Raw genomic sequence first — 23,331 nt, 5'->3', positions numbered from 1 at the left:
GTCGCTTCGACCCGTCACCGGCGGCGCCGGCCGCCGGTGACGCGAGGCCCGGCCGCGCCGCGGCTAGCCTTCTCGAACGTGATCTCGACGAACCAGTTCAAGAACGGCAACCACATCGAGGTCGACGGCGTCGTCTTCAAGGTCGTCGAGTTCCAGCACGTCAAGCCCGGCAAGGGCGGGGCGTTCGTGCGGACGAAGCTGCGGCGAACCAGCGATGGCAACGTCATCGACCGGACGTTCCGCGCGGGGGAGAAGTTCCGTGCCGTGCGCACCGAGGCGCGCAAGATGCAGTTCCTCTACACCGACGGCGAGGACGCGCACTTCATGGACACGGAGTCCTACGAGCAGCTCGCGATCCCCGAGGCCTCGCTCGCCGACAAGCTGCGCTGGACGCGGCCGAACGAGGAGGTCGACGTCCTCTTCATCGACGAGAAGCCGGCCGACCTCCAGCTGCCGGCGTCGGTCGAGCTCGAGGTGACGGAGACCGAGCCGGGGCTGCGCGGCGACACCGCGAGCGGCGGCGGCAACAAGCCGGCGACGGTCGAGACCGGCGCGACGGTGCAGGTGCCGCTGTTCGTGAACATCGGCGACCGGATCAAGATCCAGACGGAGACCGGCGCCTACATGTCGCGCGCGTAGCGCCCACGTGGCCCGCAGGTCCGATCAGCGCCGGGCGGCCGCCTTCGCCCTGTACCAGCACGAGCTCACCGGCCGCGCGCTCGACGACGTCCTCGGGCGCGACGCGTCGATGTTCACGCGTGCGCTCGCGCACGCGGCCGACGACTACAGCGAGGACCTCGACGGGCTGATCGAGCGCCACGCGCACGGCTGGACGATCGACCGCATCGCGCCGCTCGAGAAGGCGATCATGCGCGTCGCGCTGACCGAGATGCTCCATCCCGACGCCGTGCCGGCCGACCAGCCGATCCCGGCCGAGGGCGCCATCTCCGAAGCCGTCGACACCGCGAAGTCGTACTGCGGGGCCGACGCGCCGAAGTTCGTCAACGGCGTGCTGAACGCCGTTCTGCAAGAGTCGCGGGCGAACCATGGATGAGCTGGACACCCTCATCGAGCGCCTCGAGCGCGCCGCCGAGCAGCTCCGCTCCGGCGATCTGAGCCAGGACGCGGCCGCCGGTCTCGTCGAGGACTGCGCCGCGATGGCGTCGCAGGCCAGCGCCGAACTCGAGCGCCGCGCGCGCCAGGCCGCGGTCGAGCCGCTGCCGGGCCAGGACTCGCTGCTCTAGGCGGGCGTCGGAACGCGGTCGGGCTCGGGCGCCGCCGCCGGCGTCCGGTCGGGCAGCGTGAACGTGAACACGCTGCCGCCCTCGGGCGTGGCGTCGACCCAGATGCGCCCGCCGTGGCGCTCGACGATGCGCTTGACGAGCGCCAGCCCGATCCCGGTGCCGGGATAGGCGTCGTCGGGGTGCAGCCGGCCGAACATCTTGAAGATCGACTCCTTCTGCTCGCCGACGCCGATCCCGTTGTCGGTCACCGAGATGCGCCAGGAGCCGTCGTGGTCGTGCGCGGCGCCGACGTGCACCCGCGGCTCGACGTCGGGCGCGGTGAACTTCAGCGCGTTCCCCACGAGGTTCTGCAGGACCTGGGCGAGCTGGCCGCGCTCGCCGCGGACGACGGGCAGCTCGTCGCGGGTCACGACCGCGCGGCGCTCGTCGACGACGCCGTGCAGCGACGCCAGGACGTCGTCGAGCACGCCTTCGAGCTCTACGCGGTCGGCGGCGATCGGCCCGCGGCCGACGCGCGAGTAGACGAGCAGGTCGTCGATGAGCTGCTGCATCCGGCCGACGCCGGTCCGCAGGTGCGTCAGGTAGAGCCGGGCCTTGTCGTCGAGGTCGCCCGAGCTGCGGCGTTCGAGCAGCTGGGCGAACCCGTCGACGGTCTGCAGCGGCGCGGACAGGTCGTGCGAGGCCGCGTAGGCGAACTGCTCGAGGTCGGCGTTCGAGCGCGCCAGCTCGGCGTTCGCGACGTGCAGCCGCTCGCTCTGACGCGCGAGACGCAGCAGCAGGAGGGCGATCGCGGCGAGCGCGATCGCGCCGAACGCGAGCAGCACCCACGGCACCCAGCGCGACGACCCGGACACCGAGGAGTAGAGCGAGGACTCCGGCGTCGCGAGCGCGATGCGCCAGCGCGACGCCGCGAGCGGCGCGTCCGAGAAGAACACCCGCTCGCCGTCGACGCCGACCCACCCCTGCTTGGCGCCGATCACCGCCTTGACCAGGTCGTTCGGCGGCGTGGGCTCCGCTCCCTTCGGCGCCGCCGTGCCGAGCAGGTTGCCGCTGCCGTCGGTGATGAAGGCGCGGCGCCGCTCGAGCGACGCGAGCGGCGTGAGGCTGCCGTCGAGGAAGTCGCGGAACGCCTTGGCCGGCGTGCCGCTCAGCAGGATCCGCGTGGAGCCGTCGCGCAGCCGGAACGGGACGGCGTTCGCGACGTAGTCCTGCTCGCCGGTCATCCCGACCGATGACAGCGCGTAGCCCACGTCGGACTCGAGCGCCGCGCGGCGCAGCGCATCGTCGTTCAGCACCTCGTCGGGCGTGCCGGTCGAGCGGCCGAGCACCTCGCCGTCCTCGCCGACGACGGCACGGAACACGTTGCCGCTGTCCTGCGCCGAGCGGTCGAGCTCGCTGCGGGAGACGCGGTCGCCCGTGTAGTCCTCGGCGGCCTGACGCGCCTGGCCGGCGTACGCCACCCGGAAGAGCGAGTCGATGAGCGAGCCGGCGACGCCGACGCGCGAGGTGTGGCGGTCGCGCAGGTCCTCGCGCTGGCCGGACTGCGACTCGGCGAGCAGGATCGCGCCGATGAGCAGGGCCGCGAAGGCCACGACGCTGAAGCCGATGGCGATCCGGGACGCCGTCCTCCGTGACAGGGAGCGTTCCACGTCCGGATCGTATCCTCGCCGCGCGTGTCAGCGGCCACCTACCCCGAGCACCTTCGCGACAGGATCGAGGCGTACCTCGCCCGGATGCGGTTCTCGGACGACGCGGTGACCGCCGGCCTCGAGGAGGCGATGCGCTACTCGCTGCTTGCCGGCGGCAAGCGGATTCGCCCGGTGCTCGCGCTCGCGACCGCGCGCGCGATCGGGCGCGACGCCGACACGGTGCTGCCGCTCGCGGCCGGGATCGAGCTCATCCACACCTACTCGCTCATCCACGACGACCTGCCGGCGATGGACGACGACGACCTCCGCCGCGGCCGCCCGACCAACCACAAGGTCCACGGCGAGGACGTCGCGATCCTCGCGGGAGACGCGCTCTACGCCGAGGCGTTCCGCCACATCCTCGAGCACCAGACCGGCGAGCCCGCGCACCTGCTCGCCGCGGTCGCCGAGCTGGCGGCCGCCACGGGCGTCAACGGCATGGTCGGCGGGCAGTGGATCGACGTCACCGACGAGCCGGCCGCCGACCTCCCGACGCTGCACGCGCTCAAGACCGGCCGGCTGATCGGCGCCTCGGTGGAGTGCGTACTCCTGATGCACGGCATGCCGAGCGCCGCCTACCGCACCTTCGCCGACGAGCTCGGCGTGCTCTTCCAGATCGTCGACGACATCCTCGACGTGACCGGCACCGACGACGCCCTCGGCAAGCCGCAGGGCTCCGACGAACGGCACGGCAAACGGACCTACGTGTCGGAGTTCGGGCTCGACCGGGCGCGTACACTGGCCCGGCAGTCGCATGACCGGGCGCGCACCGCGCTCGCCGAGGCGGCCGCGGCGCACGACGGCGACGCGACCGAGCTCGAGCAGATCACGGACTTCATCCACACCCGGACCTCATGACACGGATCCTCGACCGCATCGACCGTCCTCAGGACCTGCACGGGCTCTCGGACGACGAGCTGGACACGGTCGCCCAGGAGGTCCGCGAGCACATCATCGACACCGTCGGCGAGATCGGCGGGCACTTCGGGGCGAACCTCGGGACGTGCGAGCTGGCCGTCGCGCTGCACTCGCTCCTGGACTCCCCGAAGGACAAGATCCTGTGGGACGTCGGCCATCAGGCCTATCCCCACAAGATCCTCACAGGCCGGCGCGACCAGCTCGGGACGATCCGCCAGTACGAGGGTCTGGCGCCCTTCTGCGCGATCCACGAGTCCGAGCACGACATCATGGGCGCCGGCCACGCCTCGACCTCGATCGGCTACGCCGTCGGGCTCAAGGAGGGCATGCGCCTGCGCGGCGAGATCGACGCCGGCAAGGTCGTCGCCGTCATCGGCGACGGCGCCATGACCGGCGGCGTCGCCTTCGAGGCGATCCACCAGGCGGGCGGGCTGGGCACGCCGATGGTCGTCGTCCTCAACGACAACGGGATGTCGATCGCGCCGAACGTCGGCGCGCTGTCGCGGTACTTCAACCGCGTCCGCCTGAGCCCGAAGCTGTGGCACGCGCGCGAGGGCGTCGAGGCGAAGCTGACCGAGCTGCCCGGCGGCATCGGCGCCGCGTTCGAGCGGCTCGGCCCGCAGCTGAAGGAGTCGATCAAGTCGTTCTGGGCCCCGGGGCTCCTCTGGGAGGAGCTCGACTGGGCCTACATGGGCGTCATCGACGGCCACGACGTGCGCTCGCTGCGCGCGGCGCTGTCTAAGGCGCTGGACGCGCAGCGTCCGGTCGTCGTGCACATCGCGACGGTCAAGGGCAAGGGCTTCGCGCCCGCCGAGGAGGGCGGCCTGGAGGGCATGGAGAAGTGGCATGCCGCCAAGCCGAAGTCGATCGCCAACCGGGCGCCCGCGAAGGCGGTCCCCGCGGGCAAGGACGCCAACCCGGCGCCGGCGCAGTGGACGAAGGTGTTCGGCCAGGCGCTCGTCGCCGAGGCCGAACGCGACGACCGGGTCGTCGGCATCACCGCGGCGATGAACACCGGCACGGGCCTGGACCACCTCCAGAAGGCGCTGCCGGACCGCTACTTCGACGTCGGCATCGCCGAGCAGCAGGCCATCCTCTTCGCCGCGGGCCTCGCCCTGGAGGGCGCCAAGCCGGTCGCGGCGATCTACTCGACGTTCCTGCAGCGCGCGTTCGACCAGATCGTCCACGACGTCTGCCTGCAGAACCTCAACGTCACGTTCGTCATGGACCGCGCCGGCCTCGTCGGCGATGACGGCCCGACCCACCACGGCGTCTTCGACATCTCGTACCTGCGCTGCCTGCCGAACATCGTCCTGATGGCGCCGCGCGACGAGGCGCTGCTGCAGCACATGCTCCGCACCGCGCTCGTCTACGACGACGGCCCGATCGCGCTGCGCTACCCGCGCGGCGAGGCGATCGGCGTCGCGCTCCCGGACGAGCCGTCAGTGCTGCCGATCGGCCGCGGGCAGCTGCTGCGGGAGGGCTCGCACGTCGCGCTGCTCGGCTACGGCACGGGCGTGCAGAAGTCGCTCGAGGCGGCGGACCTGCTCGCCGAGCGCGGGCTCGAGGTGACCGTCGCCGACGCGATGTTCGCCAAGCCGCTCGACACGGGGCTGCTCGCGCAGCTCGCGGGGGAGCACGACATGCTCGTCACGGTCGAGGAGGGCGTGCTCGCCGGCGGGTTCGGATCCGCCGTGCTCGAGCAGCTGCACGACACCGGCAGCGCGCTGCCGCGCGTGCTGCGCGTCGGGCTGCCGGACCGGTACGTCACGCACGGCAAGCCGGCGCTGCTGCATCACGAGGTCGGCTACACGGGCGAGGCGATCGCCGAGCGGATCCTCGCCGCGGTCGGCACGGGCCGCTTTGCGCGCGCCTAGCAAGCTCGACCCCCAGATCCGGGCGGTCCTCGAGGCTGGGGAGGACCTGCCGGCGCCGGCGTCGGTGGAGGAGGCGCGGGCCGACTACGACCGCACCGCGCTGGTGCACGTGGGGGAGCCGGAGGACGTCGCGTCCGTGTGCGACGTGGAGCACGGGCGGCTCTACGTGCCCGAGAACGCGGCCGGCGCGCTGCTGTGGATGCACGGCGGCGGCTGGATGATGGGCACGATCGCGGCGAACGACGCGCTGTGCCGCGCGCTCGCCAACCGGTCGGGCGCCGCGGTGCTGTCCGTCGACTACTCGCTGGCGCCCGAGGTGCGGTTCCCGGGCCAGCTGGCGGAGTGCATGGACGCCCTGGAGTGGCTGGCCCGCGAGTTCGCCGGCGAGCCGCTGGCCGTCGGCGGCGACAGCGCGGGCGGGAACCTGGCTGCGGTCGTCGCGCGGCGGGCGCGCGATGCGGGAGCGCCGCCGCTTGCGTTCCAGCTGCTCGTCTACCCGGTGTGCGACGCCGCCTGCGCGACGGCGTCGATGCAGCAGTACGGCGGCGGGGGCTACCGCCTGACGCGGGACGGGATGAAGGCGATGTGGGAGCTCTACGCGCCCGGTGCGTCGGGCCACTCGCCCGACGCCTCGCCGCTGCGGGCCGCCGACCTGTCCGGGCTGCCGCCGGCGCTGGTGCTGCTGGCCGAGTGCGATCCGCTGACCGATGAGGGATCCGACTACGCCGACCGGCTACGGGCGGCTGGCGTCGAGACACGGCTGAGCGTCTATCCGGGGACGGTCCACGGGTTCTTCCGCTGGCTCGGCTCCGTCGACGTGGCGCGGGACGCCGTGGAGGAGGCGGGTTCCGCCATCCGGGCCGCTTTCTGTGTGCGGCCTCACAGTTGACTGGCCAGTCAACCACCATCATCCGGAGCAGTCCCTCCGTGGGGACGCCCACTTCCCTCAGAGATCACAAAGCAGACCCACAGCAGTATCTCTCCTCCCCGAAGCGGCCCGGCCTCCCAGCCGGGCCGTTTCTCTTCTCGCGGCGGTTCCGAGCCGCGTCGTGCACACTTCCCCCGCTGATGGGGAAGGTGCGCCTCGACACGCTGCTCGCCGAGCGCGGGCTCTTCGCCTCCCGGACCCGTGCCGCGGCGTCCGTGATGGCCGGCGAGGTGCTCGTCGGGCCGGAGCGGCGGCGGGCCGCGAAGCCGGGGGAGCTCGTCGCCGACGACGTGACGGTCGACGTGGCCTCCGGCCCCGCGTACGTCTCGCGCGGCGGGATGAAGCTGGCGAACGCGCTGGACGCGCTGGGCCTCGAGGTCGCGGGACGTCGCGCCCTGGACGTGGGCGCGTCGACCGGCGGGTTCACCGACGTGCTGCTGCAGCGGGGCGCCGCCGAGGTGGCGGCGGTCGACGTGGCGTACGGCGAGCTGGCGTGGTCGCTGCGGGAGGACCCGCGGGTGACCGTGCTGGAGCGCACGAACGCGCGGCGGCTGGCTCCCTCCGACCTCCCGTGGGCGCCCGACCTGCTCGTCGCCGACGTGTCGTTCATCTCCCTGACGAAGGTCCTGCCGGCGGTCGTGGCGTGCCTCGGGCCGTCGTTCGACGCGCTCGTGATGGTCAAGCCGCAGTTCGAGGTCGGGCGCGAGCGGGTCGGCAAGGGCGGCGTCGTGCGGTCGGCCGATGACCGCAGGGACGCCGTCGCGTCGGTGGCGTCGTGCGTCTCGTCGCTCGGCTGCTCGGTGCTGGGGTTCGCTCCCTCCGGGCTGCCGGGGCCGAAGGGGAACGTCGAGACGTTCCTGTGGTTCGGGCCGGCGGGCCGTCCGGGAGCCGTCGATGACGTCGAGGCCGCGCTGGCGGAGGTGGCGGTGTGAGCTCGCGGAACGCGCTGGTGATGACGCACCGCTCGGTCGAGGAGACGAACTGCGCCCTGGACCCGCTGCTGGCGGCCGCGCTGCGCCACGGCTTCGAGCTGCACTTCGACGCCGCCGAGACGCGCAAGCACGACCTGGGGCCGCGCGAGGGGCTCGTGCTCGACTCGGCCGCCGAGGACTTCGAGGTGTGCATCGTGCTCGGCGGCGACGGGACGATCCTCTCGGCGCTGCGCCGCTTCGCGCTGACGAAGGTGCCGGTGTTCGCGGTGAACTTCGGCGAGGTCGGGTTCCTCGCGACGATCGAGCCGGGGGAGATGGAGCAGGAGTTCGACCGCGCCTTCGCCGGCGAGTTCGAGGTGCTGCCGCTGCCCGCGGTCGTGCTGGAGGGACCCGACGGGTCGCATGCGGCGATCAACGACGTCTCGATCCATCGCAAGGTCGGCGAGCGGGTCGCCCAGCTCGGGTACTCGATCCAGGGCGAGGAGGTCGGGTCGGTGCGCTGCGACGGCGTGGTCGTCGCCACCCCCGCCGGGTCCACGGGCTACAACCTCGCCAACGGCGGGCCCGTGCTGGCCTGGGGCGTGGAGGGGTTCGTCGTCTCGTTCATCGCCCCGCACTCGCTGACGGCGCGGGCGCTCGTGGTCGCGCCGAACGACGTCCTGACGCTGCAGAACCGGTCGCGCGACGTCGTCGACGTGACCGTCGACGGCCGCCTGATCGGCGAGCTCGGGCCGGGGCTGTCGGTCGACGCGCGCTTCCGCCACGACGTCGGCTCGCTCGCCCAGGTCCCCGGCTCGACGTTCTACCGCCGGTTGCGCGACAAGTTCGGCCGGCTCTCGTCCTGAGCTGCGCGCGCTCTTGGCGCCCGCGGCCGGCCGTCTTCGCGCCGCAACGCCCCCTCTTCGCGCCGTCTCTGCACCAGAACATGCGTTCGACGCGGTTCCGTCGGGACCGGGTGCCATCGTGCGCCGCGTGCTGACGGAGCTGCGAGTCGAGAACCTCCTCCTGATCGAGCGGGCCGAGCTGTGCCTCGGGCCCGGCCTGAACGTCATCACCGGCGAGACCGGCGCCGGCAAGACGATGCTCGCGCACGCGCTGGACCTCCTTCTCGGCGGCAAACCGCGCGGCGGGATCGTCCGTCCCGGCGCGCGCGAGGCGTACGTCGAGGGCGTCTTCGAGCTGCCCGGCGCACTGCGCGACGCGCTCGGCGACCGGCTGCCCGAGGACGCGGAGGAGCTGGTGCTGGCCCGCCGCGTCTCCGCCGAGGGACGCACCCGAGCGCTGCTCTGCGGCCGCACCGTCCCGGCCGGCGACCTGCGCGACGTCGCGGCGACGCTCGTCGCGTTCTACGGCCAGCACGAGAGCCGCAAGCTCACCGTCGCCTCCGCCCAGCTCGAGCTGCTCGACGCGTTCTGCGGCGACGATCACCTCGAGGCCCGCCGCGCCTTCGCCGGCGTCCACGCGCGCGTCCGCGACCTCGAGGCCTCGCTCGACGAGCTGCGCGAGCGGGCCGGAGCCCGCGACCGCGAGCTCGACCTCCTCGAGTTCGAGCTCGCCGAGATCGAGGACGCCGACCCCTCCGAGACCGAGAAGGACTCCCTCCTCGCCGAACGCGAGCGCCTCCGCCACGTCGAAGCCCTCCGCGGCGCCGCGCTCGCGGCCGCCGCCGCGCTCGACGGCGAGGACGCCGGCGGAGCCTTCGGCCCCTCCGGGGGCTTCGGCGGCGACGACGCCTTCGGCGGAGGCGCCGGCTCCTCGGTCTCTCTTCCCGAGACGCTCGGCGCGGCGCAGCACGGGCTCGACGGGGTCGCCGGCGTGGACGCCGAGCTCGATCCTCTGGCGGACCGCTTCCGGGCACTGCTCGTCGAGGCGGACGACCTCGCCGGCGAGCTGCGGCGCTACGGCGGCGGGCTCGAGGGCGACGGGCCGGGGCGGCTCGAGGTCGTCGAGGAGCGCCTGGGCGCGCTCGATCGGCTGGAGCGCAAGCACGGCGGGTCGATCGCGGCGGTGCTCGCGCACGCCGAGCGCTGCCGGCAGCGCCGGGACGAGCTCGTCAACGCCGAGGTCGCGCTCGAGCAGGCGACGGCGGAGCTGGGCGAGGCCCGCGAGGACCTGCGGCGTCGCGCCGCCGCGTTGCGCAAGACGCGCAAGAAGGCGGCGCCGCGGCTGGCCGAGGGGGTCCGCGCGCGCCTTGCCGACCTCGCGATGGAGGGCGCGGCGTTCGACGTGACGATCGGCGACCGCGAGCCCGGCCCGTCCGGCGCCGACGTCGTCGAGTTCCTCATCGCCCCGAACCCCGGCGTCCCGGCCGCGCCGCTGCGCGAGATCGCCTCGGGCGGCGAGCTGTCGCGCGTGATGCTCGCGATCCTCGGCACGGCGAACGACGGCAGTGACGCGACGCTCGTGTTCGACGAGGTCGACGCGGGCATCGGCGGCCAGACGGCCCGCGCGGTCGGCGAGCAGCTGCGCGCGCTCGGCGAGGGCCGCCAGGTCCTCTGCATCACGCACCTCCCGCAGATCGCGTCCCTCGGCGACCGCCACTTCTCGATCGCGAAGGACACCACCGTCGAGCCCGCCCGGACGACGGTCGCCGAGCTCAAGGGCAAGGCCGTCGTCGGCGAGCTCGTCCGGATGCTCGGCGCCGACGCGACCGACCTCGCCGCCCGCCGCCACGCGCAGGAGCTCCGCAAGGTCGCCTAGGGGCCCGCAAGCGCGGGCTTCGCCACCTTCTCCGGCGCCCGCGCTGACGCGCGCCGCGCTCTCACGCCGAAGTCCGGTGTTTGCGGGTTCGTCCCGCGGCGGCGTCCGGGGGACGGTCTACGGTGGAACGCGTCCGGGACCACCTACACTCGGAGAGCGAACGCCCTCATGACCGACCGCCACACCCGCTACATCTTCGTCACCGGTGGCGTCGTCTCGTCGCTCGGGAAGGGGATCGCCGCCTCTTCCATCGGACGTCTGCTGGTGTCGCGCGGGCTCAGCGTCGGCATCCAGAAGTTCGACCCGTACATCAACGTCGACCCCGGCACGATGTCGCCGTACCAGCACGGCGAGGTCTTCGTGACCGAGGACGGCGCCGAGACCGATCTCGACCTCGGCCACTACGAGCGGTTCACGAGCGCGAACACCACCCGCGCCTCGAACGTGACCGCCGGCGGCGTCTACAACTCGGTCATCCGCCGCGAGCGCCGCGGCGACTACCTCGGCGCCACCGTTCAGGTCGTCCCGCACATCACGGACGAGATCAAGCACCGCATCCGCCTCATGGCGGACTCGAGCGGCGTGGACGTCGTGATCACCGAGATCGGCGGCACGGTGGGCGACATCGAGTCGCTGCCGTTCCTCGAAGCGATCCGGCAGTTCCCGGTCGACGTCGGCCGCCGCCGGTGCATGTACATCCACCTGACGCTCGTGCCGTACATCGGCCACGCGGGTGAGCTGAAGACCAAGCCGACCCAGCACTCGGTGAACGAGCTGCGCCGCATCGGCATCCAGCCGGACATGCTCATGTGCCGTTCGGAGGCCGCGCTCGGCACCGACATCCGCAAGAAGATCGCGCTCTTCGCGTCGCTGCCGCCCGAGGCCGTCGTCTCCGCGTACGACGTCGACAACATCTACAAGGTCCCGCTCGCGTACAAGGAGCAGCGGGTCGACGACCTCATCCTCGAGGAGCTGGGGCTCGAGGCCCCGCCCGCCGAGATGGACGGCTGGCGCGAGCTGATCCATCGCGCCGAGACCGCCGACGAGACCGTCCGCATCGCACTCGTCGGCAAGTACGTCAAGCTCGAGGACGCGTACCTGTCCGTCTCCGAGTCGCTCCGCCACGCGGGCTTCGCTCACGGCGCGAAGATCGAGATCGACTGGATCGACTCCGAGGACCTCGAGCGCACCGACGCCGAGCAGCGCCTCGCCGAGGCCGACGGCATCCTCGTTCCCGGCGGCTTCGGCGGCCGCGGCATCGAGGGCAAGATCGCCGCCGCGAAGGTCGCCCGCGAGAGCGGCACGCCGTACCTCGGCATCTGCCTCGGCATGCAGATCGCCGTCGCGGAGTTCGCCCGTCACGTCGCCGGCATGGAGGGCGCGAACTCGACCGAGTTCGATCCCGAGACGCCGTTCCCCGTCATCGACCTCCTGCCCGAGCAGAAGGAGGTCGCGGACCTCGGCGGCACGATGCGGCTCGGCGCCGACCCGGTGAAGCTGCACGGCGACACCCGCGCCCGCGAGCTGTACGGCGAGGCCGTCATCTACGAGCGCCACCGCCACCGCTACGAGGTCAACAACCTCCTGCGCAAGCGGCTCGAGGCGGCGGGCCTCGTCATCTCGGGCACCTCGCCGGACGAGCGCCTCGTCGAGATCGTCGAGCTGCGCGACCACCCGTTCTTCGTCGCCTCGCAGTACCACCCCGAGTTCAAGTCGCGCCCCGAGCGCCCGTCGCCGCTGTTCCGCGACTTCATCGAGGCGTCCCTGCGCAACGCGCGCGCCCGCCGTGGCGAGGAGCCCGAGGTGACGGACGCCGAGGCCGAGGGCGTCGGCCCGCGCTTCGGCCGCGGGTGATCAGCGGGGGCGACCCCGTTCGCCGGCCTTGGCCGGCGCATGCCGGAGCGGTCCGGTGAGGGCCACGTCGGAGGAGCGAGCCGCCCTCAACGGTCTCTTCGCCGAGCTCTGCGCGATCGCCAGTCCCTCTCGACGGGAGCGCGCCTGCGCGGACCGCGTCATCGCGGAGCTTCGCGGCATGGGCCTCGAGGTCACCGAAGACGACGCCGGCAAGGCGATCGGCGGCGACGCGGGGAACCTGGTCGCCCGCATCCCCGGTCCTCCGGGCACGCCAACCGTGCTGCTGTGCTCGCACCTCGACACGGTCCCGCACGGCGACACGCCGATCGAGCCGGTCCTGGTGGAGGACGTCTGGGAGAACGCGAACGACGCGATCCTCGGCGCCGACAACAAGGCGGCGGTCGCGGTCATGCTCGCCGCGGCCCGCCGTGCGACGCGGGAACCGCCGCCGGTGGGGATCGAGCTGCTCTTCACCGTCGCCGAGGAGGACGCGCTCGCGGGGGCGAAGGAGGTCCGGCGCGACCAGCTCGTCTCGGACTTCGGGTTCGTCTACGACCACGCGACGCCGATCGGCGAGGTCGTGATCGCCACGCCGACCTACTACCGGCTCGAGGCCGAGTTCCACGGCAAGGCCGCGCACGCCGGCATCCGTCCCGAGGACGGCCGCAGCGCGATCCTCGCCGCCGCCAAGGCCATCGCGCGGATGCGCCTCGGCCGCCTCGACGACGAGACCACCGCGAACGTCGCGAACATCGAGGGCGGGCGGGCCGGCACGAACATCGTCCCCGACCGCTGTCGCTTCCTCGGCGAGACGCGATCGCTCGACGCGCGCAAGGTCGAGCAGACCGTGCGGGAGATGGTCGACCACATCCAGGACGCCGCCAACGACCCGCTCTGCGACGTCGACGTGGACGTCGACGTGTCCCGGCTCTTCCAGGGCTACCGCCACCAGCCCGACGCGCCGCAGCTGCTCGCCGCCGAACGAGCGCTGCAGCGCTGCGGCTACACGCCCACGCGGATCACCACGGGCGGAGCCTCCGACGCCAACGCGCTCGAGGTCATCGGCCTGCCGACCACGAACCTCGCCAACGGCACCGTCGACAACCACGAACCGACCGAACGCGTGTCGGTGGCCGCGCTCGAGGGCATGCTCGACGTCACGTTCGCCCTGCTCGAGGAGCTCGCCCGACCATGACGCTCGATCCCACCAACGAGGAGACCCTCCACGACGGCCCGCGCTTCACCGTCAGGCGCGCCGACTTCGGGGACCGCACCCGCGAGTGGGTCGACGCTCCCGACTCGGTCGCCGTGGTCGCCTACGACGAGACGCAGCTCTACCTCGTCAAGCAGCCGCGCGAGGCGATCGGCCGCGACGACGTGCTCGAGCTCCCTGCCGGGCTCATGGACGTCGAGGGGGAGAGCGCGCTCAAGACCGCCAAGCGTGAGCTCGTCGAGGAGATCGGCATGGAGGCCGGCAGCTGGGTCCACGCCACGACGTACTGGTCGAGCGTCGGCTTCACCGACGAGCAGGTCCACATCTTCCTCGCGACGGGCCTGACGAAGGTGGGGGAGCCGGACGCCGACGGCGAGGAGGGGATCACGCTCGTGACCTGGCCGCTCGACGAGCTCGACGCGCTCATCGACGTCAACACCGACGCCAAGACGCTCACCGGGCTGCTGTGGCTGCGCCGCGCGCAGCTGCTCGACGGAGCGGCCTGAACGGCGCGTTGCACGGCGAGGAGGCGGCCGGCGCGCGGCGAAGCGCACCGGCATGGCCACCGCTGCCGATCCCGCGAGCCCACGCCAGGAGATGGGCGGGCTCATCCTCGACTTCCTCGGCTACCTCGAGTTCGAGCGCGGGCTGTCGCGCAACACGCTCGAGGCCTACCGATCCGACCTGCTGCAGTTCGGCGCCTACCTCGACCGGGTGGGCGTCAGCGCGCTGGATGCCGAGCACGCGCACCTGACCGGCTTCCTGGACGAGCTCGCCGCCGGCGGCGACGACCGCCCGGCGGTCGCGCCCGCGACGCTGCAGCGCAAGACGGCCTGCCTGCGCTCCTTCTACCGCCACCTCCGCCGGGAGGGCATGCTCGATCGCGACCCGACCGCGGACCTGCGCGCGCCGCGCAAGAGCCAGCGCCTGCCGCACGTGCTCGGCCGCGGCGAGGTCCAGCAGCTGCTGAGCGCGCCAAGCGGCACGGACCCCGCCGCGCTGCGCGACCGCGCGCTGCTGGAGGTCATGTACGCGTGCGGACTGCGCGCGTCTGAGGCGATCGGCCTCGCCGTCTCGGACGTCGACCTCGACGTCGGCATCCTGCGCGCGCACGGCAAGGGCTCGAAGGAGCGGCTGGTGCCGGTGGGCCGCCAGGCCGTCGAGGCGGTGCGCCACTACCTCGAGCGCGGGCGGCCCCGCCTCGTCGGCCTGCGCGACGAGCCGCACCTCTTCGTCAACCACCGCGGCAGCGGCCTGACCCGCCAGGGGCTCTACAAGATCGTCCAGCGCCACGCGCGCGCGGTCGGCCTCGACGGCAAGATGAGCCCGCACACGCTGCGCCACACCTTCGCGACGCACCTGCTGGCCGGCGGCTGCGACCTGCGGTCGGTGCAGGAGATGCTCGGCCATGCCGACGTCGCCACGACGCAGATCTACACGCACGTCTCGACGCAGAAGCTCAAGGACGTCTACTTCGCCGCGCACCCGCGCGCGGTGGAGCACGACGATCCGGTCGTCGTGGAGGACCGCCGGTGAGCGGCCGCCGCGTGAAGCGGCGCTGATGGCACCATGGGGCGGGTGCGCCGCGGCCCGGTCACCCTGCTCGCCCTCGCGCTCGTGACCGCCGGCTGCGGCCGCGAGCGCCTCACCGCTCCCGATCCCGAAGCGCCCTTCACGGCGGGCGTCAAGACGACCGTGGCGTACCCGAAGGCGGGCCTCGAGTTCGAGGCGCCCGCGGACTGGCACTTCGGCGACGGCAGCGCGCCGCTCGTCGGGCAGACGAGCTCCGGCTCGGCCACGATCGCGATCTGGCGCTACCCGCGCACCGAGCCGCTGCCGCGCGACCGCGCGGCGCTCGCCACCGCCCGGACGAACCTCGTGAACGCCGCGAAGGGCCGTGACGGCTCGTTCAAGACGATCGCGACGCACCTCACGAAGGTCGACGGCCGCCCGGCGGTCCAGGTCGTCGGCGACGAGACCGTGGCGGGGCGCCCGCGGCGCGTGCGCTCGACGCACGTGTACGCGCACGGCGCCGAGCTGGTCATCGACGCGTTCTCGGACCCCGCCGTCTTCGCCCCCGTCGACCGCACCGTCTTCCGGCCGCTGCTGCGGTCCGTCGAGCTCGACCGGCCGCGCGCTTGAGGGCCTTCGTCGTCGTCCTGGATGCCTGCGGCGTGGGCGCGCTGCCCGACGCCGCCGACTACGGCGACGCCGGGACGAACACGCTCGGCCATCTCGCCGAGGCGGTCGGCGGGCTGCACCTGCCGGCCCTCGAGAAGCTCGGCCTCGGGAATCTCATCCCGATCGAGGGCGTCGCGCCCGCGGGCGATCCCGCGCTCCACGGCCGGCTCCACGCGCTCGGACCGGGCAAGGACTCGACGACCGGCCACTGGGAGCTCATGGGCGTCGTCGCCGGCCACGCCCCGCCGACGTACCCGGACGGCTTCCCGGTCGAGGTCGTCGCGCAGCTCGAAGCGCTCGCCGGCACGCCGTTCCTCTGCAACCGGCCCTACAACGGCATCACCGCGATCGAGGACTTCGGCGCCGAGCACCTGCGCACCGGCCGGCCGATCCTCTACACGTCGCAGGACTCCGTGCTGCAGGTCGCCGCGCACGTCGACGTGCTCCCCGAGGCCGGGCTGCACGACCTGTGCGCCCGGATCCGCGAGACGCTGGCGCCGCCGCACGAGGTCGGGCGCGTGATCGCGCGGCCGTTCGCGGGCGAGCCGGGCGCCTTCCGCCGTACGCCCGGGCGGCGCGACTACGCGCTCGAGCCGCCGGCGCGCAGCCACCTCGACGTGCTGCGCGAGCGCGGCGTCCCCGTGCACGGCGTCGGCAAGGTGGCCGACCTCTTCACCGGCCGCGGCTTCGACGAGCGCCACCCCGGCGCCACGAACGCCGAGGCGATCGAGCGGACGAGCGCGCTCATGGACGAGCTCGACCGCGGCCTCGTCTTCGCGAACCTCATCGAGACCGACCAGGTTCACGGCCACCGCAAGGACCGCGCGGGGTTCGTCGCCGCGCTCGAGGTCATCGACGCCGCCACCGCCGGCTGGATCGAGCGGCTGCGCGACGGCGACCTGCTGGTCCTCACGTCCGACCACGGCGTCGACATGGACGCGCCGCACACCGACCACACGCGCGAGCACGCGCTGCTGCTCGCCACGGGGCCGGGCGTCCCCGGCGGCCGCCACGACGGCCCGCTCGCCGACGTCGGAGCGACCGTCGTCCGCCGACTCACGGGCGAGCCGTCAGACGGCCCGCCCGGCACGCCCTTCCTCTGACTACGCTCGAAGGGCGATGCCCGAGCTGCCCGAGGTCGAGACCATCCGCCGGCAGCTCGCGCCGATCGTCGAGGGCCGCACGGTCGAGGAGCTGCGCATCGACGACGCGCGCTGGTGCGCGCCCGTCGACCCGGAGGAGCTGCGCGCCGCGATCGAGGGCTGCCGCGTCGAGCGGCTCGAGCGCCGCGGCAAGTACCTCATCTGGCGCTTCGCCGACGAGGTGTTCCTGCTCGTCCACCTGCGCATGACCGGGACGCTGCTCGTCGACCCCCCGGCGGACACGCTCTACGCGCGCGTCCGGTTCGCGTTCGACGACGGCCGCCAGCTGCTGTTCTGCGACCCGCGGCGGTTCGGGACGGGGGAGCTGGCGCTCGGCGAGGACGGCCTCGAGGCGTTCTTCGCGCCGCGCCTCGGCGTAGAGCCGCTGAGCGACGCGTTCACCGCCGACCACCTGCGGGCGCTCGCGAAGGGCCGCAAGGCGCCGGTCAAGGCGTTCCTGCTCGACCAGACGAAGGTCGCGGGCGTGGGGAACATCTACGCCGACGAGGCGCTCTTCCGCGCGCGGATCCACCCGCTGCGGCCGGCCGGATCGCTGAAGCGCGAGCAGCTCGCCGCGCTGCGCGACGCGGTCGTCGCGTCGCTCGAGGCCGGGCTCGGCGCGGGCGGCGCCACGATCGACGACTTCCGCCACGTCGACGGCGTCTACGGCGGCTTCCAGAACGAGTTCCTCGTCCACCGCCGCCGCGGCGAGGGCTGCCCGGAGTGCGGCGGCGAGATCGTGAAGTTCGTCGCCGCCGGTCGCGGGACCTACGCCTGCGAGACGTGCCAGCCGCCGCCGCGCCGGCGGCGTCGATGACGAAGCTGCTCGTCGCGCTGGCCGCGGTGCTCGCCTCGACGGGCGGCGGCGAGATCACCGTCCCGGACATCGAGCGCCACCTCACCGCGCTGCAGCGCATCGCCGACGCGAGCGGCGGCAACCGCGCCGCGGGCAGCGACGGCGACCGGCGGACCGCCGACTACGTCGCGGGCGAGCTGCGCCGGCTCGGCTGGAACGTGCGCCTGGAGACGCTGCGCGTTCCGTTCCACGCCGTTCACGGCCGCCCGCGCGTGGGATCGCTGCGCGAGGGCGACGACTTCGCGGTCCAGCAGTTCTCGCCCGCGTTCCGCGGCACGTTGCGGCCGCGGCCGTTCGACACGCTCGGCTGCGAGGCGGCGGAGCTCGGCTCGCTGACGCGCGACGACCTCGCGATGGTCAAGCGCGGGACGTGCCGCTTCCGGCAGAAGCTGCTCGCCGCGCAGGAGGCGGGCGCGGGCGGCATCGCGGTCGTCGACGAGGACGCCGAGGAGCCGACGCGGGCGACGCTCATCACGCCGCGCGGCCTGCGGATCCCGGCGATCTCGCTGACCGGTCCGGCCGCGGCACGGCTCGCACGGGCCGGTGCGCCGGTCCGGGTCGACATCGACACGACGTCCGAGGTCCGCACGACGCGGAACGTCATCGCCGACGGCGGCGGCGACGGCCCGGTCGTCATGGCGGGCGCGCACCTCGACTCGGTGGCGGCCGGGCCGGGGATCAACGACGACGGGAGCGGCGTCGCGGGGTTGCTGGCGATCGCCGAGCGAGCGCGGGGGACGAGCCTGCGGCTCGGGTTCTGGGCGGCGGAGGAGATCGGGCTCGACGGCTCGCGGCGGTACGTCGACTCGCTGTCGGCGACCGAGCGCAAGGCGATCCGCGCGTACGTGAACCTCGACATGATCGGCTCTCCGAACGCGGTGATCGAGGTCTACGACACCGGCAACCGGGTCGAGCGGGCGCTGCGCGACGCGCTCCCCGGGGACGTCGAGGAGTCGCGCGTCGGCGCGGTGTCCGACCACTGGCCGTTCGAGGAGGCCGGCATCCCGGTCGGCGGCATCTACACCGGCGGCGACGAGCGAGGTCCGGGCGGTCGCGCTCGCGACCGCTGCTACCACCGGGCCTGCGACACGCGCGCGCACGTCGACGCGCGGCTGACGACCCGCATGGCGCGGGCCGCCGACGAGGCCCTGAGGGCGCTTGCCGGCTAGGCGGCGAGCAGCTCGCGCAGCTTGCCGCTCTGGTCGGCGGCGAGCGTCTCCTGGAAGCCGCCGAGGACCTCGCCGTCGATGACGACCTGGGGGAAGCTCATCATCCCGGTCTTCTGCACGAGCTCGGCCCTTCCGGCCGGGTCACGTGCCATGTTGACCTCGGTGTACTCGATCTTCCGCGCGTTCAGGAGCTGCTTCACCCGTGCGCAGAACGAGCACGGGTCGGTTGTGTACACAACGACATCGGCCACGAGCCCAGGGTAGCGCGGGCCGTGGCGGGTTCAGTCAAGACGGAGGCGATCGTCCTGCGCACGCTGCGCTACGGCGAGGCCGACCGGATCCTGCACCTCTACACGCCCCATCGCGGGCGGATCGGCGCGATCGCGAAGGGCGTCCGGCGCGCCAAGAGCCGCTTCGGCGGGCGGCTCGAGCCGTTCTTCCGGCTCGAGCTGGTCCTGTACGAGGGCCGCAGCGACCTCTTCACCGTCACGGGCGCCGAGACGGTCGCGCCGCACGCGCGGCTGCGGGTCGACATGCGCGCGCTCGACTTCGCCAGCCGCGCGGCCGATGCGGTCGGGCGGCTGTTCGACAGCGACGACCCGAACCCGCCGGTGTTCCACCTGCTCGCCAACGAGCTCGGGCTGCTCGACGCCGACCCGGCGAGGCACGCCACGCTCGCCAACCAGCTCGCGTTCCGGCTCAAGCTCCTGCTCGCCGCCGGTCTCGCCCCGCACCTGGCCGGCTGCGCGGTGTGCGGCGACCGCGAGCACATCAGCGGCTTCTCGGGCGCGGCGGGCGGCGTGGTGTGCGGGTCGTGCGAGGGCTCGGCGTTCCCGCTCTCCGAGGAGGCCCACGCCTTCATGACCGGCGCGCTCGGCCGTCCGCTCGCGGATGCGCCGGGCGCCGACGACCGCGCCCTGCGCCAGGCGGAGCGCGCGATCCTCGACACCGTCGAGCACCACGCGCACCTGCGGCTGCGCCCGGCGCTGACGCGGTAGAACTCCGCTTCGCATGGAGAACACGAAGTGGGTCCTGGACTTCACCGAGGGATCGCGCGAGCTGCGCGACCTGCTCGGCGGCAAGGGCGCGAACGTCGCCGAGATGACACGGATCCTGGGCGCCGACCGCGTGCCCGCCGGGTTCACCATCACCACCGAGGCGTGCGTCGCCTACATGCAGTCGGGACAGGAGATGCCCGACGGCCTGGAGGAGCAGGTCGACGCGGCGCTCGCCCGGCTGGAGGAGCACGCCGGCAAGCGCCTGGGCGACGACGAGGACCCGCTGCTCGTCTCCGTGCGCAGCGGCGCGCGCGAGTCGATGCCGGGCATGCTCGACACGGTCCTCAACCTCGGGCTGAACGACCGCTCCGTCGCCGGGCTCGCCGCGAAGACCGACAACGAGCGCTTCGCGTGGGACTCCTACCGACGCTTCGTCCAGATGTTCGGCAACGTCGTGCGCGGCATCGAGGGCGAGCGCTTCGAGAACGAGATCAAGCGCGTGAAGGGCGAGCGCGGGGTGAAGCTCGACACCGACCTCGACGTCGACGCGCTGCGCGGCCTGACCGAGGCGTTCAAGGGCTTCTACGACTTCCCCGACGACCCGCGCGAGCAGCTGCGCCAGGCGATCAAGGCCGTCTTCGACTCGTGGAACGGCGCGCGCGCCGTCGAGTACCGCCGCATCAACCGCATCCCCGACGAGTGGGGGACGGCGGTCAACGTCCAGCAGATGGTGTTCGGCAACAAGGGCGAGACGAGCGGGTCGGGCGTGGCGTTCAGCCGCGACGAGGTGACCGGCGAGCCCGAACCGTCCGGCGACTTCCTGCAGAACGCGCAGGGCGAGGACGTCGTGTCGGGCGTCCGCACGCCGCGCGACATCCGCGAGCTGAAGGAGTGGATGCCCGAGGCGCACGCGGAGCTGATGGACATCCTCCGCACGCTCGAGCGCCACTACGGCGACATGCAGGACACCGAGTTCACCATCGAGGAGGCGCGTCTGTACATGCTGCAGACGCGCAACGCCAAGCGCCCGGCCCAGGCCGCGGTGCGCTTCGCGTGCGACGCGGTGGACGAGGGGCTGCTGTCGAAGGACCAGGCGCTGCTCACGATCGACACCGAGACGCTCGACGCGCTGCTGCACCCGACGTTCGATCCCGAGGGCGGCCACTCGTGCATCACGTACGGTGTGGCGGCGTCGCCGGGCGCGGCGCGCGGGGAGATCATCTTCACCGCGCACGAGGCGGTCAGCGCCGCGCACGACGGGCGCGAGGTCATCCTCGTGCGGCCGTTCACCGAGGCCGACGACGTCGCCGGGTTCCATGCCGCGAAGGGGATCCTGACCAGCGAGGGCGGCAAGGCGTCGCACGCGGCGCTGGTGGCGCGCGGCATGGGCGTGCCGGCGGTCACGGGCGCCTCGGAGGTCGACATCGACCTGCAGTCGCGGAGGGTGAAGATCAAGGACCTCGAGCTGGGCGAGGGCGACTACATCGGCATCGACGGCTCGACGGGCTGCATCACCGTCGACGACGTTCCGCTGGTCGACGCCGAGGTGTCCGAGCACTTCGAGCGCGTCCTGGGCTGGGCGGACGAGCTGCGCCGCCTCGGCGTGCGCACGAACGCCGATACGCCGGAGGACGCGGCGCGGGCGCGGGACTTCGGCGCCGAGGGCATCGGGCTGTGCCGCACGGAGCACATGTTCTTCGGCGAGGAACGCCAGGAGAAGATGGTCGACGCGATCCTGGCCGACACGAAGGAGGATCGGAAGGCGGCGCTGGGCGAGCTCGCGCCGCTGCAGCAGGGCGACTTCGAAGGGCTCTTCGAGGCGATGGAGGGGCACCCGGTGACGATCCGGCTGCTCGACCCGCCGCTGCACGAGTTCCTCCCGCACCGCGCGCAGGTCGAGCAGGACGTCGAGGTCGCGCGGATCGAGCAGTCAGACGACCTCGAGCGGCTAGAGCACCTGCTGGATCGCGTGCGCTTCTACGAGGAGGCGAACCCGATGCTCGGCACGCGCGGCATCCGGCTCGGCCTGCTGCAGCCCGACCTGTACGAGATGCAGGCCGAGGCGATCTTCGGCGCCGCCGTCGCGGTGCGGGAGCGGACGGGGAAGCTCCCACCGGTCGAGATCATGATCCCGCTGGTGGCCTACGAGCGCGAGCTGCAGCTCATGCGCGACCTCATCATCCGGACCGGGACGCGGCACGGGCTCGAGCGTGGCGAGCACTACCTCGTCGGCACGATGCTCGAGCTGCCGCGCGCCTGCATGCGCGCCGACGAGATCGCGGCCTCGGCGGACTTCTTCTCGTTCGGCACGAACGACCTGACGCAGACCGCGATCGGCTTCTCGCGCGACGACATCGAGGGCCGCATCCTCGCCCGGTACATCGACCTGAAGGTGTTCGACCGGTCGCCGTTCGAGACGCTCGACACGCCCGGCGTCGGCCAGCTCGTCCGCATGGGCGCGTGGCTAGGGAAGAGCGCGAAGGCCGACCTCAAGCTCGGGATCTGCGGCGAGCATGGCGGCGACCCCGACTCGATCGCGTTCTTCCACGACAACGGGCTCGACTACGTGTCGTGCTCGCCGTACCGCGTGCCCGTCGCCCGCGTCGCCGCGGCGCAGGCGGCGATCCGGTCGGGCGACTGAGGCCGCCCTACTCCACGGTCAAGACCGCCTTGCCGCCGACGCGGCGGTCCAGGAGCGCCTGCACGGCCTCGCCGGCGCGATCCCACGGCAGCGTGAGGTCGATCTGGCAGTCGACGTCGCCGCGCTCGACGATGCCGAGCATCCGCTCGAAGGCGCGGCGAGCGCCGTGCTCGGCCTCGAGCGCCGGGAAGATGAGCAAGCCCTCGACGCGGATGCCCTTGCCGTAGAGGACGCGGGTCACGAACTCGGCGGGCTCGCCGGTCGTCGCGGCGAAGGTCACGACGACGCCCCACTGCGCGACGCGCTCGAGCGCCTGCGCGAAGACGGGTCCGCCGACGGCGTCGATGACGACGTCGAACGTCTCGCCGGTGCTCTGGAGATCGCTGACGACCTCGTGGGCGCCCAGGCCGGTCAGGCCCTCGCCGCGGCGGGCGAGCCCGACGACGCGCGTGGCGCCGCCGAGCCGCGCGAGCTGCAGCGCGAACCGCCCGACGCCGCCGCTCGCTCCCGTGACCAGCACGGACTTGCCGAGCACGCTGCCCGCGATGTCGAACGCCTTCAGCGCGGTCAGGCCGGCGACGGGGAGGGTGGAGGCCTGCTCGAACGAGACGGCGTCCGGGACGACGGCTAGGTCGCGGCCGGCGATGGCGACGCGCTCGGCCCACGCGCGCGGCGGCGCGTTCGTGATGCCGACGACCCGCGCGCCCGCGGGTGGGCTGCTGCCGTCCTGCGCCGCGCGCTCGACGACGCCGGCGAGGTCCCAGCCCTGCGGCGTCCCCGGCTGGTCGGCGCTCGTCATCCGGCGCACCTCGCCCCGGTTGATGCTGACCGCGCGGACCGCGACGAGCGCCTGGTTGGGCAGCGGCTCGGGATCGGGGACCTCGGCGATCTCGGCGTTCGGGGCGATGAGGGCGCGCATGAGGGGCACCTTCGCAGGCGGAACGTCACGGAAGACGCACGGTTCGTGCCGGAACTGCCACGAAATCGTCC

Annotated in this window: 22 protein-coding genes; 19 read left to right on the top strand and 3 right to left on the bottom strand. The window is 73.1% G+C overall.

Features of this window, described 5'->3' with window-relative positions; genetic code table 11:
* Positions 1-78: 78 nt before the first annotated feature.
* From efp to AC1UE4_RS06730, 3 genes are read left to right on the top strand one after another with little or no spacing between them, the layout of a single operon-like run.
* Positions 79-639 (top strand): elongation factor P, encoded by a 561-nt coding sequence (gene efp, locus AC1UE4_RS06740; protein WP_482916450.1) that lies wholly within the window; start codon positions 79-81, stop codon positions 637-639.
* Between the two features lie 7 nt (positions 640-646).
* Positions 647-1,054: a transcription antitermination protein NusB gene (locus tag AC1UE4_RS06735; protein ID WP_482916449.1), complete on the top strand. Its 408-nt coding sequence runs from the start codon at positions 647-649 to the stop codon at positions 1,052-1,054.
* On the top strand, positions 1,047-1,244 hold the full coding sequence (locus AC1UE4_RS06730; RefSeq protein ID WP_482916448.1) for a hypothetical protein: 198 nt from the start codon (positions 1,047-1,049) through the stop codon (positions 1,242-1,244). The genes AC1UE4_RS06735 and AC1UE4_RS06730 overlap by 8 nt, the downstream gene beginning before the upstream one ends.
* Here AC1UE4_RS06730 and AC1UE4_RS06725 read toward each other — a convergent pair.
* On the bottom strand, positions 1,241-2,893 hold the full coding sequence (locus tag AC1UE4_RS06725) for a sensor histidine kinase (RefSeq protein ID WP_482916447.1): 1,653 nt from the start codon (positions 2,891-2,893) through the stop codon (positions 1,241-1,243). The two genes, AC1UE4_RS06730 and AC1UE4_RS06725, sit on opposite strands and share 4 nt — an antisense overlap.
* Before the next feature lie 24 nt (positions 2,894-2,917).
* Here AC1UE4_RS06725 and AC1UE4_RS06720 point away from each other — a divergent pair, with 24 nt between their 5' ends.
* The 14 genes from AC1UE4_RS06720 (at position 2,918) to AC1UE4_RS06655 (ending at position 18,702) form a co-directional block, all read left to right on the top strand.
* Entirely contained in the window at positions 2,918-3,790 is an 873-nt protein-coding gene (locus tag AC1UE4_RS06720) for a polyprenyl synthetase family protein (RefSeq protein WP_482916446.1), read from the top strand.
* Positions 3,787-5,727, top strand: coding sequence for a 1-deoxy-D-xylulose-5-phosphate synthase (gene dxs, locus AC1UE4_RS06715; RefSeq protein WP_482916445.1), 1,941 nt, complete (start codon positions 3,787-3,789; stop codon positions 5,725-5,727). Before AC1UE4_RS06720 ends, dxs begins: the two co-directional genes overlap by 4 nt.
* The gene (locus AC1UE4_RS06710) at positions 5,714-6,616 is read left to right on the top strand and encodes an alpha/beta hydrolase (RefSeq protein WP_482916444.1); all 903 of its coding nucleotides are present in this window, start codon (positions 5,714-5,716) and stop codon (positions 6,614-6,616) included. The genes dxs and AC1UE4_RS06710 overlap by 14 nt, the downstream gene beginning before the upstream one ends.
* A 179-nt stretch (positions 6,617-6,795) precedes the next feature.
* Entirely contained in the window at positions 6,796-7,587 is a 792-nt protein-coding gene (locus tag AC1UE4_RS06705; RefSeq protein WP_482916443.1) for a TlyA family RNA methyltransferase, read from the top strand.
* The gene (locus tag AC1UE4_RS06700; RefSeq protein ID WP_482916442.1) at positions 7,584-8,432 is read left to right on the top strand and encodes an NAD(+)/NADH kinase; all 849 of its coding nucleotides are present in this window, start codon (positions 7,584-7,586) and stop codon (positions 8,430-8,432) included. Before AC1UE4_RS06705 ends, AC1UE4_RS06700 begins: the two co-directional genes overlap by 4 nt.
* Positions 8,433-8,559: 127 nt before the next feature.
* Entirely contained in the window at positions 8,560-10,287 is a 1,728-nt protein-coding gene (locus AC1UE4_RS06695; RefSeq protein WP_482916441.1) for a DNA repair protein RecN, read from the top strand.
* A gap of 168 nt (positions 10,288-10,455) precedes the next feature.
* On the top strand, positions 10,456-12,141 hold the full coding sequence (gene pyrG, locus AC1UE4_RS06690; RefSeq protein ID WP_482916440.1) for a CTP synthase: 1,686 nt from the start codon (positions 10,456-10,458) through the stop codon (positions 12,139-12,141).
* A 55-nt stretch (positions 12,142-12,196) separates the two neighbouring features.
* A complete protein-coding gene (locus AC1UE4_RS06685) occupies positions 12,197-13,336 on the top strand; it encodes a M20/M25/M40 family metallo-hydrolase (protein WP_482916439.1) in 1,140 nt (379 codons plus the stop codon).
* Positions 13,333-13,860 carry an NUDIX hydrolase gene (locus tag AC1UE4_RS06680; RefSeq protein ID WP_482916438.1) on the top strand — a complete coding sequence of 176 codons (528 nt, stop codon included), beginning with the start codon at positions 13,333-13,335 and terminating at the stop codon, positions 13,858-13,860. The genes AC1UE4_RS06685 and AC1UE4_RS06680 overlap by 4 nt, the downstream gene beginning before the upstream one ends.
* A 52-nt stretch (positions 13,861-13,912) precedes the next feature.
* Positions 13,913-14,890, top strand: a complete 978-nt coding sequence (xerD, locus tag AC1UE4_RS06675) for a site-specific tyrosine recombinase XerD (protein WP_482916437.1) — start codon at positions 13,913-13,915, stop codon at positions 14,888-14,890.
* Positions 14,891-14,923: 33 nt separating this feature from the next.
* Positions 14,924-15,496: a hypothetical protein gene (locus AC1UE4_RS06670; RefSeq protein ID WP_482916436.1), complete on the top strand. Its 573-nt coding sequence runs from the start codon at positions 14,924-14,926 to the stop codon at positions 15,494-15,496.
* The gene (locus AC1UE4_RS06665; RefSeq protein ID WP_482916435.1) at positions 15,493-16,638 is read left to right on the top strand and encodes a phosphopentomutase; all 1,146 of its coding nucleotides are present in this window, start codon (positions 15,493-15,495) and stop codon (positions 16,636-16,638) included. Before AC1UE4_RS06670 ends, AC1UE4_RS06665 begins: the two co-directional genes overlap by 4 nt.
* Positions 16,639-16,654: 16 nt before the next feature.
* Complete coding sequence (mutM, locus tag AC1UE4_RS06660) at positions 16,655-17,494, top strand: bifunctional DNA-formamidopyrimidine glycosylase/DNA-(apurinic or apyrimidinic site) lyase (protein WP_482916434.1); 840 nt, start codon at positions 16,655-16,657, stop codon at positions 17,492-17,494.
* Entirely contained in the window at positions 17,461-18,702 is a 1,242-nt protein-coding gene (locus AC1UE4_RS06655; protein ID WP_482916433.1) for a M28 family peptidase, read from the top strand. Before mutM ends, AC1UE4_RS06655 begins: the two co-directional genes overlap by 34 nt.
* Here AC1UE4_RS06655 and AC1UE4_RS06650 read toward each other — a convergent pair.
* The gene (locus tag AC1UE4_RS06650) at positions 18,699-18,953 is read right to left on the bottom strand and encodes a glutaredoxin family protein (RefSeq protein WP_482916432.1); all 255 of its coding nucleotides are present in this window, start codon (positions 18,951-18,953) and stop codon (positions 18,699-18,701) included. The two genes, AC1UE4_RS06655 and AC1UE4_RS06650, sit on opposite strands and share 4 nt — an antisense overlap.
* Before the next feature lie 21 nt (positions 18,954-18,974).
* Between AC1UE4_RS06650 and recO the strand changes: the two genes are divergently transcribed.
* Positions 18,975-19,700: a DNA repair protein RecO gene (gene recO, locus AC1UE4_RS06645; RefSeq protein ID WP_482916431.1), complete on the top strand. Its 726-nt coding sequence runs from the start codon at positions 18,975-18,977 to the stop codon at positions 19,698-19,700.
* Positions 19,701-19,713: 13 nt separating this feature from the next.
* Positions 19,714-22,341 (top strand): pyruvate, phosphate dikinase, encoded by a 2,628-nt coding sequence (gene ppdK, locus AC1UE4_RS06640; RefSeq protein ID WP_482916430.1) that lies wholly within the window; start codon positions 19,714-19,716, stop codon positions 22,339-22,341.
* A gap of 7 nt (positions 22,342-22,348) precedes the next feature.
* Here ppdK and AC1UE4_RS06635 read toward each other — a convergent pair whose 3' ends face one another.
* The gene (locus tag AC1UE4_RS06635; protein ID WP_482916429.1) at positions 22,349-23,260 is read right to left on the bottom strand and encodes a zinc-binding dehydrogenase; all 912 of its coding nucleotides are present in this window, start codon (positions 23,258-23,260) and stop codon (positions 22,349-22,351) included.
* Between the last annotated feature and the right edge of the window lie 71 nt (positions 23,261-23,331).

The organism is Parviterribacter kavangonensis (assembly GCF_056863335.1).
The sequence above is the reverse complement of the archived record's forward strand: the minus strand, read 5'-3'. Positions and strand labels throughout refer to the sequence as shown.